Annotated in this window: 16 protein-coding genes; 6 read left to right on the top strand and 10 right to left on the bottom strand. The window is 67.8% G+C overall.

Going from position 1 to position 14,733, the window contains the following annotated elements:
* Positions 1–3 precede the first annotated feature (3 nt).
* Both ACFQZV_RS12135 and ACFQZV_RS12140 read right to left on the bottom strand, forming a co-directional pair.
* The gene (locus ACFQZV_RS12135; protein WP_378753077.1) at positions 4–246 is read right to left on the bottom strand and encodes a zf-HC2 domain-containing protein; all 243 of its coding nucleotides are present in this window, start codon (positions 244–246) and stop codon (positions 4–6) included.
* Entirely contained in the window at positions 243–854 is a 612-nt protein-coding gene (locus ACFQZV_RS12140) for a sigma-70 family RNA polymerase sigma factor (protein WP_378753175.1), read from the bottom strand. The genes ACFQZV_RS12135 and ACFQZV_RS12140 overlap by 4 nt, the downstream gene beginning before the upstream one ends.
* Positions 855–1,022: 168 nt before the next feature.
* Here ACFQZV_RS12140 and aroA point away from each other — a divergent pair, with 168 nt between their 5' ends.
* Genes aroA through bcp form a run of 3 tightly spaced genes read left to right on the top strand, consistent with a single transcriptional unit; the run spans position 1,023 to position 3,909 of the window.
* Positions 1,023–2,384: a 3-phosphoshikimate 1-carboxyvinyltransferase gene (gene aroA, locus ACFQZV_RS12145; protein WP_378753075.1), complete on the top strand. Its 1,362-nt coding sequence runs from the start codon at positions 1,023–1,025 to the stop codon at positions 2,382–2,384.
* On the top strand, positions 2,381–3,427 hold the full coding sequence (rsgA, locus tag ACFQZV_RS12150) for a ribosome small subunit-dependent GTPase A (protein WP_378753073.1): 1,047 nt from the start codon (positions 2,381–2,383) through the stop codon (positions 3,425–3,427). Before aroA ends, rsgA begins: the two co-directional genes overlap by 4 nt.
* 20 nt (positions 3,428–3,447) lie before the next feature.
* Entirely contained in the window at positions 3,448–3,909 is a 462-nt protein-coding gene (gene bcp / locus ACFQZV_RS12155) for a thioredoxin-dependent thiol peroxidase (protein WP_378753071.1), read from the top strand.
* Positions 3,910–3,919: 10 nt separating this feature from the next.
* Here bcp and ACFQZV_RS12160 read toward each other — a convergent pair whose 3' ends face one another.
* A complete protein-coding gene (locus tag ACFQZV_RS12160; protein ID WP_378753069.1) occupies positions 3,920–4,315 on the bottom strand; it encodes a histidine kinase in 396 nt (131 codons plus the stop codon).
* A gap of 244 nt (positions 4,316–4,559) precedes the next feature.
* Between ACFQZV_RS12160 and ACFQZV_RS12165 the strand changes: the two genes are divergently transcribed.
* A complete protein-coding gene (locus ACFQZV_RS12165; protein ID WP_005048317.1) occupies positions 4,560–4,808 on the top strand; it encodes a WhiB family transcriptional regulator in 249 nt (82 codons plus the stop codon).
* A gap of 82 nt (positions 4,809–4,890) precedes the next feature.
* On the opposite strand, the gene ACFQZV_RS12170 is transcribed toward ACFQZV_RS12165, so the two are convergent.
* Genes ACFQZV_RS12170 through ACFQZV_RS12180 form a run of 3 tightly spaced genes read right to left on the bottom strand, consistent with a single transcriptional unit; the run spans position 4,891 to position 8,248 of the window.
* Entirely contained in the window at positions 4,891–6,378 is a 1,488-nt protein-coding gene (locus ACFQZV_RS12170) for a sensor histidine kinase (protein WP_378753067.1), read from the bottom strand.
* Positions 6,379–6,395: 17 nt separating this feature from the next.
* Complete coding sequence (locus ACFQZV_RS12175; protein ID WP_378753065.1) at positions 6,396–7,622, bottom strand: AAA family ATPase; 1,227 nt, start codon at positions 7,620–7,622, stop codon at positions 6,396–6,398.
* Positions 7,619–8,248 carry an SAF domain-containing protein gene (locus tag ACFQZV_RS12180; protein ID WP_378753063.1) on the bottom strand — a complete coding sequence of 210 codons (630 nt, stop codon included), beginning with the start codon at positions 8,246–8,248 and terminating at the stop codon, positions 7,619–7,621. Before ACFQZV_RS12180 ends, ACFQZV_RS12175 begins: the two co-directional genes overlap by 4 nt.
* Before the next feature lie 98 nt (positions 8,249–8,346).
* On the opposite strand from ACFQZV_RS12180, the gene ACFQZV_RS12185 reads away from it, so the two are divergent.
* Entirely contained in the window at positions 8,347–8,628 is a 282-nt protein-coding gene (locus ACFQZV_RS12185) for a helix-turn-helix domain-containing protein (protein WP_378753061.1), read from the top strand.
* 1 nt (position 8,629) lies between these two features.
* On the opposite strand, the gene ACFQZV_RS12190 is transcribed toward ACFQZV_RS12185, so the two are convergent.
* Positions 8,630–9,226: a hypothetical protein gene (locus ACFQZV_RS12190; protein WP_378753059.1), complete on the bottom strand. Its 597-nt coding sequence runs from the start codon at positions 9,224–9,226 to the stop codon at positions 8,630–8,632.
* A gap of 132 nt (positions 9,227–9,358) precedes the next feature.
* On the opposite strand from ACFQZV_RS12190, the gene ACFQZV_RS12195 reads away from it, so the two are divergent.
* A complete protein-coding gene (locus ACFQZV_RS12195; RefSeq protein ID WP_378753057.1) occupies positions 9,359–9,799 on the top strand; it encodes an Rv3235 family protein in 441 nt (146 codons plus the stop codon).
* 8 nt (positions 9,800–9,807) lie between these two features.
* On the opposite strand, the gene ACFQZV_RS12200 is transcribed toward ACFQZV_RS12195, so the two are convergent.
* The 3 genes from ACFQZV_RS12200 to secA are packed head-to-tail and all read right to left on the bottom strand — an operon-like array spanning position 9,808 to position 14,557.
* On the bottom strand, positions 9,808–11,034 hold the full coding sequence (locus ACFQZV_RS12200) for a pyridoxal phosphate-dependent aminotransferase (protein ID WP_378753055.1): 1,227 nt from the start codon (positions 11,032–11,034) through the stop codon (positions 9,808–9,810).
* Between the two features lie 58 nt (positions 11,035–11,092).
* Positions 11,093–11,683, bottom strand: coding sequence for a hypothetical protein (locus ACFQZV_RS12205; protein ID WP_378753053.1), 591 nt, complete (start codon positions 11,681–11,683; stop codon positions 11,093–11,095).
* Between the two features lie 33 nt (positions 11,684–11,716).
* Positions 11,717–14,557, bottom strand: a complete 2,841-nt coding sequence (gene secA, locus ACFQZV_RS12210; RefSeq protein ID WP_378753050.1) for a preprotein translocase subunit SecA — start codon at positions 14,555–14,557, stop codon at positions 11,717–11,719.
* Between the last annotated feature and the right edge of the window lie 176 nt (positions 14,558–14,733).

Consider the following 14,733-nt stretch of genomic DNA (forward strand, 5'->3'; position numbering starts at 1 on the left):
GCCTCAGGCCGTCGTGTGCGCCGCGCGCAGACGCGCGAGCACCCGATCGCGCAGCTCTTCGGGAGCGGTCTCCTTACACGCCCTTGCAACCACGTCGGTCAGTGTGCGCGCCACGAGCGCCTCGTCGCGGCATCCCGGACAGTTGTCGAGGTGCTCCTCGATGTCGGCGTGCGCGGTCTTGCACACCTCGTGACGCAGGTACTCCTCGAGATCCCGTCGCGCCTTCTCGCAGCCGCAGTCGGTCATTTCTCGCTCCTTGTGGCGGATGCGGTCTCGATACCGCGCTCCTGTGCGTAATCGGCCAGCAGGTCGCGAAGCATACGGCGACCGCGGTGGAGACGACTCATCACCGTGCCGATGGGGGTCTTCATGATGTCGGCGATCTCCTGGTAGGCGAATCCCTCGACGTCGGCCAAGTAGACGGCCAGCCGGAAGTCCTCCGGAATCGACTGCAGGGCGTCTTTCACCGCGGATGCCGGCATGTGGTCGATCGCCTCGGCCTCGGCGGACCGCGTCCGCGTCGCCGTCGTCGACTCCGCTCCGCCGAGCTGCCAGTCCTCGAGTTCGTCGATCGTGCCCTGGTAGGGCTCGCGCTGCTTCTTGCGATAGGTGTTGATGTAGGTGTTCGTCAGGATCCGGTACAGCCACGCCTTGAGGTTGGTGCCCTGCGTGAACGTGCGCCACGATCCGAACGCCTTCACGAATGTCTCCTGCACGAGGTCCGACGCGTCGGCGGGATTGCGCGTCATGCGCATCGCCGCGGCATACAGCTGGTCCATGAAGGGCAAAGCCTGCTCTTCGAACTGCTCGCGCGCGAGCCGGGCCTCAACGGCCTCGTCCACCTTCTCGGTCATCGCTGTCGATTCTACGTCCGCGTCGTCCCAGCCCTCGATGAGGGCGGCGAACGACGCGTCGACGCCGGTGTCTTCGGTGGTCGTCACCACATCTCCTCCGTAATCCCGACGAGAACCGTCGATGCGTCTTCCCGCCGTGTCGACAGGCGGTCAGTAGGGTAGAACCCGATGACAGCCGACGGGTATTCCCTCAGTTCCGCCACACGCACGAGCGGACGCTGGAGAGCGCCCATCTCCGAGGGCGACCTGCACGCCGTGGTCACGGTTCCGGGGTCGAAGTCCCTCACCAACCGAGAGCTCATTCTTTCCGCGCTCGCCGAAGGACCCAGTCGCCTCACCGCACCCCTTCACTCCGACGACTCCGCCCGAATGATCGTCGCGTTGCGCGCGCTCGGCGTCGAGATCGACCTCGTCCCGGGCGCCGGTGATTACGGCGACGATATCGTCGTGACGCCTACCTGGCCCCTGCGCGGCGACACCACCGTCGACTGCGGCCAGGCCGGCACCGTCATGCGATTCGCCGCCCCTCTCGGAGGGTTCGCCGACGGTGACATCGTCCTGACCGCCCATGAGAGCGCGCTTCACCGCCCGATGGGGGCGATGATCACCGCGCTGCGCGACGTCGGCGTCGACATCGACGACGGCGGGACGTGGTCGTTGCCGTTCTCGGTGCGGGGTCACGGGCACGTGCGGGGCGGCGAGGTCACGATCGACGCGAGCGCATCGAGCCAGTTCGTCTCAGGTTTGCTGTTGTCGGCGCCCCACTTCGACGTGGGGCTGCACCTCGTCCACTCGGGCGAACGGCTTCCGAGCATGCCCCACATCGACATGACCGTCGAAGCACTCGCACACCGCGGCGTGCACGTCGAGCGGCCGTCGATCGGCGAGTGGATCGTGCCGGCCGGCCCGATCCGCGGCAAAGAGGTCGCGATCGAACCCGACCTCTCCAACGCCGCGCCATTCCTCGCTGCCGCAATGGTGGCGGGCGGATCGGTAGGGGTCACCGGGTGGCCTCCTCACTCGACCCAACCAGGTCACATGCTGGGCGACATCCTCACCCTCATGGGCGGGCGCACGCACCGCCGCGGCGGGGTCCTGACCGTCAGCGCCGGATCCGGCATCCACGGAGTCGATCTCGACCTGTCGTCGGCGGGAGAGTTGACACCGACGCTGTTCGCCCTCGCGGCGTTCGCCGACAGTCCGACCACTCTCTACGGCATCGGACACATTCGCGGCCACGAGACCGACCGCATCGCGGCACTGGTCGGCAACCTCCGTGCGCTCGGCGGCGAAGCACACGAACTCGACGACGGCATCCGCATCGTCCCGAAGCCGTTGCACGGCGGTGTCTGGCACGCGCACCATGACCACCGCATGGCAACGGCGGGAGCGGTGATCGGACTCGCCGTGCCCGGCGTGGAGGTCGACGACATCGGAACCACCGCCAAGACGATCCCCGAGTTTCCCGAGATCTGGCAGCGGATGCTGGACGGGTCGACCGCGGACGCAGAGACCCACCGCGCATCGTGAGCTGGCTCGCCCCGGACAACGAAGACGACGAACCGGAGTTCGACGAGCAGGATGTGCGCGTGCGTCCGAATCCCAAGGCGAACCGTCCGCGTACCAAGCGTCGTCCGGCCCACGACGACGCCGTCATCGCCCGGGTGCTGGGCGTCGATCGCGGGCGGTACACCGTCCTGATCGGCGAGGACGGTCCCGACGAACACACCGTCCTGGCCACGCGCGCCCGAGAACTCCGCAAGTCGCCGATCGTCACCGGTGACCGTGCACGCGTCGTCGGGGACGTCTCGGGCGCCGAGGGTACGCTCGCGCGGATCGTCGGAATCGAGGAGCGCACGTCGCTCCTGCGACGCAGCGCCGATGACACCGATCAGGTCGAACGCATCATCGTCGCGAATGCAGACCAGATGCTCGTCGTCGTCGCCGCCGCCGACCCCGAACCGCGAGCACGGCTCGTGGATCGCTACCTGGTGGCGGCGCTGGATGCCGGCATCCGCCCCCTTCTGGTCGTGACGAAGACCGACCTGGCCGATCCGGCGGAGTTCCTGACACACTTCGACGGACTCGATCTCGAGGTCTTCACGAGCGCGCGCGACGAGATGCCGACCGAGCGCGTGGGTGCTGCGCTCGTCGGCCACTCGACCGTCTTCGTCGGGCACTCGGGTGTGGGCAAGTCGACGCTCGTCAACGCGCTGGTGCCCGACGCCCGTCGGGCCACGGGGCACGTCAACGAGGTGACCGGACGCGGACGCCACACATCGAGCTCGACGGTGTCGTTGCGCTACGTCGGCGCCGAGGGCGCCGGCTGGGTCATCGACACCCCCGGTGTCCGTTCGTTCGGGCTCGGGCACATCGACACCGCGAACATCTTGCGTGCTTTCACCGATCTCGCGACGGTGGCCGAGGACTGCCCCCGAGGATGCACCCACCTGCCGGATGCGCCGGACTGCGCCATCGCCGACGCCGTCGAGCAGGGCCGCCTCGGCCCGACGGGCGCAGGGCGGCTGGACTCGCTTCAGCGCCTGCTCGGGACCTTCGCCGACCGGGGTTGACGGGGCCGTATCGTGGAAGCATGACGCGACTCGAGCCCGGCAGCCCCGCCCCCACCTTCTCGTTGGTCAACCAGGACGACGCTGAGGTCTCCTTGACCGATATCCCCGGCACGAAGGCGATCGTGTTCTTCTACCCGGCCGCGATGACCCCCGGCTGCACGAAAGAGGCGTGCGACTTCCGCGACAGCCTCGCGCCGCTCCAGGCCGCCGGCTACACGATTCTCGGCATCTCCCGCGACGACACCTCGAAGCTCCGCCGCTTCCGCGAGCGCGACTCGCTCACCTACGACCTCTTGAGCGACCCCGATCACGCTGTCCACGATGCGTACGGCGCATGGGGCGAGAAGACGAACTACGGCAAGGTCGTCGAAGGCGTGATCCGCTCGACGTTCGTCATCGATGACGGCGTCATCACCCACGCCCTCTACAACGTGCGCGCGACCGGACACGTCGCCCGCGTCCGGAGCCTGCTGGGGATCTGACCCGGGCGGTTCACACCGTGCCGTCGTCGTCCGCCGTCCGTCCCGCGTCACGGACGGCGAGGACGAGGACCACCAATGCCACGACGGCCGGCCCGGCGATCACGAGAGCGGTCGTCCCGTCGGCGAACGACCCGGTCGCCGCTCCCAACGCCACCGCGAGGATCAACAGCTGCGTCACGATGCCACCCGAGCGCCCCCACGAGCGTGCACGGACGATCGCGGCGGCGAACGCAAGGACCACCGCGGCCCCGATGACGGTGAGGACGATGAGCGCGATCGCACTCACGGGTGAGCCCGTGTCACCGGAAACGAGCGCGAGCACCTGCCAGGCGGCGAGGCCGACGAGACCGACGCCCTCGAGTCCGACGAGGATCCCCGCGGGGCGGTCGAATCGGTTTGTGGGCATCCGTCATCGTCCTTCGTTCACGCGTGCAGTCGTTTGTGCGAGTTCGCCAGGCGTGGAGCGGATGCACAGCAAGCCCGCTCAGAAACGTACGTGACATCTCTTGATCATCACCATGTGCTATGGGACGATTGGTGAAGCCGTGTGCTCCACAGCGACGTGGGCGAGCATCCTGCTCGCACTCACACAGGGTACCCGAACCCGATAAGGCACCCACAGACCCCTGAGCCCCTGAAGGAGCACCCCCATGGATTGGCGCGACAAAGCCGCCTGCCTGACCGTCGACCCCGAGCTGTTCTTCCCGGTCGGCAACACCGGCCCGGCCGTCGATCAGATCGAGAAGGCCAAGTCGGTGTGCGCTCGTTGCACCGTCACCGAGGTGTGCCTGCAGTACGCCCTCGAGACCGGACAGGACTCGGGCGTGTGGGGTGGCCTCTCGGAGGATGAGCGTCGCGCGCTCAAGCGCCGCGCGGCCCGGGCGCGACGCGCCTCCTGACAGCACGGCGCGACGCGCCTCCTGACAGCACCGCGCCTCCTGATCACGCAGGCACGGCAACCCGCGTCGGCAAGCTCACGCGCTACTCGCGGACACGTCCCAGATAGCGCAGGGGAATGTCGATCGTCACCTCGGTCCCCGCGCCGACGGCGGTGTGCCAGTCGATCGACCCGCCGAGTTCTCCCTGGATGAGGGTGCGGACGATCTGCGTGCCCAACCCGCGACCGACCTGACCCTCGGTGAGTCCGACGCCGTTGTCGCGAACGGTGACGGCAAGCTGCTCGTCGGTGCGATCGGCGACGATCTCAACCTCTCCCTCTTGTCCTGCCAGTCCGTGTTCGACGGCGTTCGTCACCAACTCGGTCAGAGCGAGCGCAAGCGGCGTCGCGTACTCACTGGGCAACGTGCCGAAACGGCCGGTCGTGCGCGTGCGCGCCCTCGTGCTGGGCGCCGCGGCGACCTCGGCGATGAGCTTGAGCGCGCGTTCGAAGACGTCGTCGAAGTCGACATTCTGCGCGAGCCCCTCCGAAAGCGTGTCGTGTACGACGGCGATCGCCGAGACGCGACGCATCGCGTGGGTGAGGGCATCGCGGGCTTCTTCGGAGTGGGAGCGCCGTGCCTGGATCCTCAACAACGAAGCGACGGTCTGCAGGTTGTTCTTGACGCGGTGATGGATCTCGCGGATCGTGGCGTCCTTCGTGATGAGCTCCTGCTCCTGGTGACGGATCTCCGTCACGTCTCGGCAGAGCACGATCGCTCCGGTTCGAGCGCCGTGGTCGCGGAGCGGAATCGTGCGCAGCGAGACGGTCACTCCGCGCGCTTCCAGATCGGCGCGCCAGGGCGCGCGACCGGTGACGACCACGGGGAGCGACTCGTCGAATTGCCGCTTCGACGGAAGGATCTGCGTGACGACCTCGACGAGCGACTCACCTTCGAGCTCATCCTCGAACCCGAGTCTGTTGAACGCCGAGAGCGCGTTCGGACTCGCGAAGGTCGTGATGCCGTCGACATCGAGTCTGACCAAACCGTCCGAGGCGCGGGGGGCGCCGCGACGGGGCGCGGTGGGTGCGGCGAGGTCGGGGAACTCCCCCGAGGCGATCATGCCGAACAGGTCGTCGGCGCAGTCGTTGAACGTGATCTGCTGGCGGCTGGGGGTGCGGGCTTCGCCGAGGTTCGTGTGGCGGGTGAGTACCCCGATGGCCTGCGGATGTGCGCCCGCCTCACGACGCATGATCGGCACGGCACGCACACGGGTCGGTGTCTCTTCGAACCAGTCCGGTGAGGCCGAGTCGACGATCCGACCGGTGAGGAACGCGTCGCGCACCTGGGTGCGCCACTGCGGACGGACCCTGTCGCCCACGATGTCTCGGTAGAACAGCGTCGCCGCACCGCTCGGGCGCGTGTGTGCGATCGCGACGAACGAGTCATCGGCGGTCGGCACCCAGACGACGATGTCGGCGAAGGCCAGGTCTGCCAGCAGCTGTCCATCACCGGCGAGGCGATGCAGCCACTCGACATCGTCTTCGCTGGAACGGCCTTGTGCGTATACGAGATCGCTGAGGGTCGACACGGTTCCAGCGTAGGCGGTCAGGCGGCCCGTCGACCGTGTGCGACATCCGGAGGCAGGATCGCTTCACCGACGAATCGGCGGATCGCGTGGGTGAACGGCGACCGCGGCGCCGTCTCGGCGATCGAGCGCGCCGACAGGAGCGCCGCATCCGCTGAACGCGGGTCCTGCGGCACGAACCAGACATCGCGAACGCCTCCGAACCGCTCGAGTGTGCGGCGCACCTGGCCGCGGGCGTCGAGGCCGAGCGCACCCGGACGCAGTCTGTTCGCGACGACCGCGATCGGTGTGTCTCCGACGACGCCGCGCACCTCGGGCATCTGTCGCAGGAACCGCGAGACGCCCACAGGGTCGGCCGCGGTCACTGCGACCACGAGATCGGCCGAAGCCAACGCCGCCAGCGTGGCGGCGTTCCTTCTCGGCCCATCGAGATCACTGACGATCTCTTCGTCTCGTTCCAGCGAAGCGGCGACGTCTACGACGGTGTGCCCCACCCAGGAGCGACAGACTTCCAGTGCGGCACCGACCCGTGTTTCGGACAGCTCCGGCCATCGCGAGGGACGGTTGATGCCCGTGAGAACGTCGACGCCCGTGCGTCCGAGAGGGATGCTGATGCGGGTGAGTTCACGGGCGTCGAGACCGCCCACCTCAGCCTGCCGACATGCGGCGGCGAACCCCGGACCTTCATCCGGGAGACCCAGCGTCAGGGCGAGGGACGGTGCATGCGAGTCGGCGTCGACGAGCGCGACACCGGCTGCGCCGCGAGCGATCTCGACCGCGATCTCGACGGCCACGGTCGAGCGTCCGGGGGCACCGGCCGGGCCCCACACCACGACGGTGCGCCCGCCGGATCGCGGTTGCCCGGGATCTTCAGCGGCGACGCCGGGAGTGCCGCTGAGCGACTCGGCCAACAGCCAGGGCTCGATGTCGTGCGCGCACGGCGCCTCGATCCCGAGAATCGCGCTGAGCCTCACATCGGTGCCGAGGGGAACGATGCGCACGCCGGCGCGATCGCACACCGAGACGAGATGTTCGGTCACCGTGGTGCGATCCAGATCGATCACGAGTACGTCGGCTTCGGCAAGTCCCGCTGCGAGCGCCGCCGTCTCGTCCGGCGGAAGCCGGTCTTCCGCGGCGTGGAGGGGGTCGGTGGGCGCGACCGCGGCGATGATCTGCACGCCCTCCGTCGCCAGACCGTCGGCGAGCGTGGAACGGCGACCCTCTGAGACCGCGAGGATGGCCCTCATCCGAGAGCACCGCTCGTGGGCACCACCGAGATGGCGGCCTCATCCATCATCGCCCCCAGGATCAGCGGGATGTCGCTGCGTGGAACGACGATTTCGAGAGAAGGCCCCCGTCCGCCGACCATCACGTCGTCACGCAGCACCGCGACGACGGTGGCATCGGCCACGAGGATGCGCGGGACCTCGAACGAGCCGTCCTCGGCCCGGGGCGCTGACCATACCTCGACGGTGCTCCCCGCGTCGACGGATGCCGGGACGTCTGCGGTGCTCTGCACGACGATGCCGGTCGATCGCGCCTCCGCGGCGTCGCCCAACGCCTCCAGCGGCACGAGCTCGCCCGCGGCGATGGTGCGCAACGTCACTGTGTCGCCCACCAGCGCACCGTCAGCGAGATACCCGTCGGCCGTAGCCCCCAGCGCCACATCAACCAGACGCAGGTCTGCATCCGTGATCGTTTCCCCGGGGACGATCGTGCGCGCGGCGACGTAGACGGGAGTGGTGTGCCGCGCCGCCGACGCGACGAACCAGACGCCGGCGACCGACACCACGATGAGCACGATCCCCAAGACGAAGCGCACGTCGCCCCACGGACGGCGTCGCGACGGGGTCGCGGAGGAAAAAGCAGTCATGCCTCCATGGTGCGATGGATGTCGCATCGTCCCGGCGCGTTATCCACAGCGGATGGGCGAGCTGCAGGCACCGTGGCGGGCAGGACCATAATGGGGGAATGTCACCCGTCCCTCCTGCGGAGCGCCGATTCGTCGCCCCGTCGCAGGCCGCCGAGATCCTGCAGATCTCTGTCGACGAGGTGATGTCGCTCGTCCAGTCGGGGCAGGTGCGCGGAGCCCGCGTGGGATCGCCGGCCCGGTGGCGCATCGAAGAGGCGGGTCTCGCCGAGTACCTCGACGCGCAGACCGAACTGGCTCGCCGCGAGGCACTGTGGAACCAGTCACACGAAGCGAGCTTCCCCGAGCTGTGGGGCACCGGCCGAGTCCGGCACGGGGACTGACCTACGCCGGGTGGGCGCCCTCGACGACGCGCACGCGCGCGATCGTCGCGAAGGCGACCACGCTGGTGCGCGTCACCGTCGTCGCGCGGCGGGCGGCACCGGCATCGTGTTCTGCGAGGTCGACATGGTCGACACCGGCACGATCCAGCGTGCCCGTCAGCACACGCCCCGATGTCGTCACGACGGCGACGGGGATACGACGGCGCGCGAGGTCGCGCAGCACGTACCCGAACGTCGTGCGCGCTGCGACCCCCGACGGCCGAGGCGGACGGGCGGTCGCCTGACGCGCGAGGTAGTCCGGCATCCCGATCTCCGCGATCGCCGTGACCGGTGAGATGAGGTAGGCGGCGCCACCGTCGCGAACGCGGAGGCCGACCCAGTCCGCGCCGCACGCGTCGACGGCGACGGTGGTCGTGAGTCCGTCGGTGAACGTCACCGTCACCTCACCCCGGCGCGCCGCGAGGGTCATCAGGCGCTCGTGGAGACTCAGCTGCGAGACGCGAAGCCTCTCGGCCTCACTCTCGAGCGCGGCGTGTTCGGCCTCGCGTTGCGAAGCGAACTGATCCTCGAGGTCGGCGAACAGACGGTCCCAGTGCACGGGGGAAGGGTACGTGAGTACCAGTCCTCCCCCGCTCGAATTGTCCACAGACAGACAGAACAGATTGTCCCTGCGGGGTATGTGTATGTTCTACTACCTCGCGAGGCATCCCCCTGTCCCGATAGGCACCGCATGGCATCGTCGCCCGCGGCATCTGCGCGCGCACTCACCGCACCCCGCGACTCCTACGAGATCGCCCAGTTCTTCGCCCCCCAGCGCACATCGTCGTCCGAACTCCCCGACCCCGATCCGCTCGTCCGCAACCTGACGATCGGCATTCTCGAAGTCTTCGCCGGCGTCCGCGAAGTCGACCAATTCTCGCGCTGGCTCTCGGAAGAGGCCTACCGCAAGCTCCTCGTCCGGTCGAACCTCGCCGCACGTGCACGATCGGCGAGGGGCGTGGCCGCCCGCCGGCCGGTCCACGCCCTGCTCTCGGTGCGCACCCAGTCCCCCGCCGACGGCGTGATCGAGGCGGTCGTCATCGTGCAGGGACCCGCGCGCACCCGCGCTGTCGCCTTGCGGCTGGAAGGCACCGACGGTCGCTGGCGCGCGACCTCACTCGGGCTGCTCTGATGCGGCACTCACTGGCGGTACGACGCTAAGAAGTTGCCCAGCCTTTCGATGGCCTCGCTGAGCACCCGGGCCTCGGGCAGGGTGACGATGCGCAGGTGATCGGGCGTGGCCCAGTTGAACCCCGTGCCCTGGACGAGGAGGACGTGCTCGGCGACGAGGAAGTCATAGACGAGCCGGCCGTCATCGTGGATCTCGTGAACTTCGGGATCCAGTCGCGGGAACGCGTAGAGCGCGCCGTGCGGCTTCACGCACGAGACCCCCGGGATCGACTCGAGCGTCTTCCACGCCGCATCCCTCTGCTCGTGCAGCCGCCCCGTGGGTGCGATGAGCGCATCGATCGACTGCACGCCCGAGAGCGCGGCTTGCACCGCGTGCTGCGCGGGCACGTTCGGACACAGACGGGTCGAGGCCAACAGTGTGATGCCCTCGATGAATCCCCGAGCGTGCTGTTTCGGCCCGGTGATCACGAGCCAACCCGATCGATAGCCGGCGACCCGGTAGGTCTTCGACAATCCGTTGAAGGTCAGGACGAGAAGGTCGGGCGCGACCGATGCCATCGGAATGTGCACGGCGTCGTCGAACAGGATGCGGTCGTAGATCTCGTCCGAGAGGATGAGCAGCGAGTTCTCACGCGCGATCTCAGCGATCCCCTCGAGGACCTCACGCGAGTACACCGCGCCGGTCGGGTTGTTGGGGTTGATCACGACGATCGCCTTGGTGCGCGGTGTCACCTTGGAACGGATGTCTTCGAGGTCGGGTTGCCAGCCGTCGTCTTCGTCGGCGAGGTAATGGACGGGTGTGCCGCCGCCGAGGCTCGTCATCGCGGTCCACAGCGGATAGTCGGGAGCGGGGATGAGGACTTCATCACCCTCGTCGAGCAACGCCTGCATGGTCATCGTGATGAGCTCGGATACCCCGTTTCCGAGGTAGACGTCTTCGGGTCCGAACGGTGGGAAGGTCGGATCCTGTTCGTAGCGGTAGACCACCGCGCGACGGGCGGAGAGGATGCCCTTGCTATCGCTGTATCCGTGTGCCTCGGGGATCGACTCGATCATGTCGCGCACGATCTGGAAAGGCGCCTCGAAGCCGAACACCGCCGGATTTCCGGTGTTGAGCTTGAGGATCGTGTGCCCCTCGGCCTCGAGACGGTCCGCCTCGACGAGCGCCTGTCCCCGGATCTCGTAGAGGACGTCTTTGAGCTTGCCGGATTGGTCGAGGGGGCGCAGCGGACTCATCGCCCCAGGATATCGGCGCACCGAGAGGTCCAATCGACCCCGCGTGGCCCGCACCGCGCTACGGCAGGACCGTCACGGTGACGACGAAGAGGGCGACCGCGGCGATGCTGCCCAAGATGATCCCCACGTTCACGAGGCTCACGGGTCCGGCATCCGTTGCCGGGGCGTCCCGCACTCGGTCGCGCACGCGCTTCGCCCACTCGGTCGCCGCCGATCCGGGCCCCAACGACACGTCGGACGCGTTCCTCACGAAGTGGCCGCCTTCCGTGTATGCGTCCGCGCGTCGCCACGCGTCGACGGCCGTACCCTCGCCCGATACCGCGGCGGCGGTGACGACTGATCCATCGGACAACGAAAGGGTCAGCCGCCGGCCACCCTCGACGCCGGTGATCGTCCGCAGGGGTATGCGCCAGGTGCGCATCGCGTTTCGCACGTTGACACTCTCGGCATCGACCCGCACGGCGGGCCAGCCCCAGATGACCCACGCGAGCCAGAGCGTGGCCGTCACGAGGCCGAACATCTGCCAGGCCGGCCACGACGGCGGCGCCACCAGGGCGAGCACAAGCAAGCTCGCCGACAGGATCGGCGCCCCGTAGGTGAGCACCGAGCTGACGCGTGTCGACGTCGACGTCGGGCCTTGATCAGCCATGCTGGCAGGGTACACGGCGCCGACGGCGCGAGGTCACTTCTTCTTGTCGGCCGCCCGTCGCTGCGCACGGTTCAGGGGTGCCTGCCCCGCCGGGTCGGCTGCGGCATCCGTCTTCTGTCCGAACGCCCCCCGCTGGGCCGGCTGGGCGGCACGCGGCGCTTGCTGCGGCGCCTGCGGCTGAGCGGATGCGGCGGCCGCAGCCTGGCGGATGCGGTCGGTCGCCGCCTGCTGCACCTGACCACGCTCATTGCGCACCTCGACCTCGCCGGCGTCGTTCGCGGCGGAGTACTGCAGCCGCTGACCGTCGACGGGCGCCGCGCCCAGACCCTTCGCCTCGACCTGCGTGACCTCGCCGTCGGACTCGTCACCGCGGCGCACCTCGACCTCGAGGTTGTAGAGGTAGCCGACCGACTCTTCCTTGATCTGCCCCATCATCGCCTGGAACATCTGGTACCCCTCACGCTGGTACTCGATGAGCGGGTCACGCTGGGCCATCGCCCGCAGGCCGATGCCGTCCTTGAGGTAATCCATCTCGTAGAGGTGTTCGCGCCAGCGGCGGTCCAGCACCTGCAGCACGACGCGTCGCTCGAGTTCGCGGGTCGCGGCCGAGCCGAGGCTCTCTTCTCGCTTCTGGTAGGCGATCATGGCGTCCGAAAGGATCTCGCGCTTGAGGCCCTCTGCGGTGATGCCGCCCTTGCGGCCGGCGCCTTCGGCGACGACCTCGTCGATGGTCACACCGACGGGGTACATCGTCTTGAGCTCGGTCCACAGGGCGTCGAAGTCCCAGGCCTCGTTGTGCGAGGGGCCGGTGTGGTCGTCGATGACCGCGTCGATCGCGTCTTCGATGAAGTGCGTGACACGGTCGGCGATGTCATCGCCCTGCAGGATGTGACGGCGGTCGGAGTAGATCGCCTCACGCTGACGGTTGAGAACGTCGTCATATTTGAGCACGTTCTTGCGAATCTCGGCGTTGCGCGACTCGACCTGACTCTGGGCGCTCTTGATGGCACGCGTGACCATTCCTGACTCGATCGCGACGTCGTCGGGGAAGTTCGTCCGCGAGAGGATCGCCTCGGCGGCTCCCGACTGGAACAGTCGCATCAGGTCGTCGGTGAGCGACAGGTAGAAGCGGCTCTCGCCGGGGTCTCCCTGACGCCCGGAACGTCCACGCAGCTGGTTGTCGATGCGGCGCGACTCGTGACGCTCGGTGCCGAGAACGTACAGTCCGCCGGCCTCGATCACCTTGGCGGATTCTTCGGCGACGGTGTCGCGCGTGGCCTGGTAGACCGCATCCCACTCGGCCTCGTAGTCATCCGGAGTCTCAACGGGGTCCAGGCCCTTCGCCTTCATCTCCTGCACCGCCAAGAATTCGGCGTTCCCGCCGAGCATGATGTCGGTTCCACGACCGGCCATGTTCGTCGCAACCGTGACACCGCCCAGGCGCCCGGCGCGGGCGATGATCTCAGCCTCGCGCGCGTGGTTCTTCGCGTTGAGCACCTCGTGTTTGATGCCCTTCTTCGCCAGCAGACGCGAGAGGTATTCGCTCTTCTCGACGCTGACGGTGCCGACCAGCACCGGCTGACCCTTTTCGTGGCGCTCCGCGATGTCTTCGACGACCTGGGCGAACTTCGCCTGCTCGTTCTTGTAGACGAGGTCGGGCATGTCCTTGCGGATCATCGGCTTGTTGGTCGGGATCGTCACGACGCCGAGCTTGTAGGTCGACATGAATTCGGCCGCTTCGGTCTCGGCGGTACCGGTCATACCGGCGAGCTTGTCGTAGAGACGGAAGTAGTTCTGAAGCGTGACCGTGGCGAGCGTCTGGTTCTCGGCCTTGACCGGGACGCCCTCTTTCGCCTCGATCGCCTGGTGGATGCCCTCGTTGTAGCGGCGTCCGACCAGGATGCGTCCGGTGTGTTCGTCGACGATCATGACCTCGTCGTTCATGACGACGTAGTCGGCGTCGCGCTTGAACAGCGCGAGCGCCTTGATCGAGTTGTTGAGGAACGAGATGAGGGGGGTGTTGGCCGACTCGTAGAGGTTGTCGATGCCGAGGTAGTCTTCGACCTTCTCGATGCCGGGCTCGAGCACACCGATCGTGCGCTTCTTCTCGTCCACCTCGAAGTCTTCGCCGGGCACGAGAGTCCGGGCGATCTTCGCGAACTCGGTGAACCACCGGTTGGCCTCGCCCGACGACGGACCCGAGATGATGAGCGGCGTGCGGGCTTCGTCGATGAGGATCGAGTCGACCTCGTCGACGATGGCGAAGAAGTGGCCCCGCTGCACGAGGTCTTCTTTGCGCCAGGCCATGTTGTCACGCAGGTAGTCGAAGCCGAATTCGTTGTTCGTCCCGTACGTGATGTCGGCGTTGTATTGCTCGCGGCGGACCTCGGGCGTCTGCCCGGCGACGATGATGCCCGTGGTCATGCCGAGCGCGCGATAGATGCGGCCCATCAGCTCTGCCTGGTACGAGGCGAGGAAGTCGTTGACCGTGACGACGTGCACGCCCTCTCCGGCGATGGCGTTGAGGTAGACGGGGAAGGCACCCGTGAGTGTCTTTCCCTCACCCGTCTTCATCTCGGCAATGTTGCCGAGATGAAGGGCCGCGCCACCCATGAGCTGCACGTCGTAGGCGCGCTGACCGAGCGTCCGCTTGGCCGCTTCGCGCACGGCGGCGAACGCCTCGGGCATGAGTTGGTCGAGTGTCTCGCCCGCGTCATGGCGTGCACGCAACTCCGCCGTCTCGCCCCGCAGCTCTTCGTCGGTGAGCTGGGCGTAGTCCTCCTCGAGCGCGTTGACGGCGGTGACGACCTGCCGAAGGCGCCGAAGGACACGGCCCTCGCCGGCGCGTAGCAGTTTCTCGAGCGCGTTTGCCACGGAGCATCTCCATCTGTCGGTCATGCGGGGCGGATGTTCCGCCGTTCCCGCGCACGCCGTCGGGCGCCCTGCGGGCATACCAGCCCATGTTATCCACTCGTGACCTTGGGATGGGCTGGAAGGGTGGCGATCCACATACTCCGTATGCATATACTCGCAATGCACATACTCGGTAT

Origin of the sequence: Microbacterium koreense (assembly GCF_042677105.1) — a bacterium.
Taxonomy (GTDB): domain Bacteria; phylum Actinomycetota; class Actinomycetes; order Actinomycetales; family Microbacteriaceae; genus Microbacterium; species Microbacterium koreense.

Excerpts from the sequence above, each read along its gene's own strand:
- ACFQZV_RS12135 (WP_378753077.1), bottom strand. The coding sequence starts at position 246 with ATGACCGACTGCGGCTGCGAGAAGGCGCGACGGGATCTCGAGGAGTAC.
- ACFQZV_RS12140 (WP_378753175.1), bottom strand. The coding sequence starts at position 854 with ATGACCGAGAAGGTGGACGAGGCCGTTGAGGCCCGGCTCGCGCGCGAG.
- aroA (WP_378753075.1), top strand. The coding sequence starts at position 1,023 with ATGACAGCCGACGGGTATTCCCTCAGTTCCGCCACACGCACGAGCGGA.
- bcp (WP_378753071.1), top strand. The coding sequence starts at position 3,448 with ATGACGCGACTCGAGCCCGGCAGCCCCGCCCCCACCTTCTCGTTGGTC.
- ACFQZV_RS12160 (WP_378753069.1), bottom strand. The coding sequence starts at position 4,315 with ATGCCCACAAACCGATTCGACCGCCCCGCGGGGATCCTCGTCGGACTC.
- ACFQZV_RS12165 (WP_005048317.1), top strand. The coding sequence starts at position 4,560 with ATGGATTGGCGCGACAAAGCCGCCTGCCTGACCGTCGACCCCGAGCTG.
- ACFQZV_RS12175 (WP_378753065.1), bottom strand. The coding sequence starts at position 7,622 with ATGAGGGCCATCCTCGCGGTCTCAGAGGGTCGCCGTTCCACGCTCGCC.
- ACFQZV_RS12180 (WP_378753063.1), bottom strand. The coding sequence starts at position 8,248 with ATGACTGCTTTTTCCTCCGCGACCCCGTCGCGACGCCGTCCGTGGGGC.
- ACFQZV_RS12185 (WP_378753061.1), top strand. The coding sequence starts at position 8,347 with ATGTCACCCGTCCCTCCTGCGGAGCGCCGATTCGTCGCCCCGTCGCAG.
- ACFQZV_RS12195 (WP_378753057.1), top strand. The coding sequence starts at position 9,359 with ATGGCATCGTCGCCCGCGGCATCTGCGCGCGCACTCACCGCACCCCGC.
- ACFQZV_RS12200 (WP_378753055.1), bottom strand. The coding sequence starts at position 11,034 with ATGAGTCCGCTGCGCCCCCTCGACCAATCCGGCAAGCTCAAAGACGTC.
- ACFQZV_RS12205 (WP_378753053.1), bottom strand. The coding sequence starts at position 11,683 with ATGGCTGATCAAGGCCCGACGTCGACGTCGACACGCGTCAGCTCGGTG.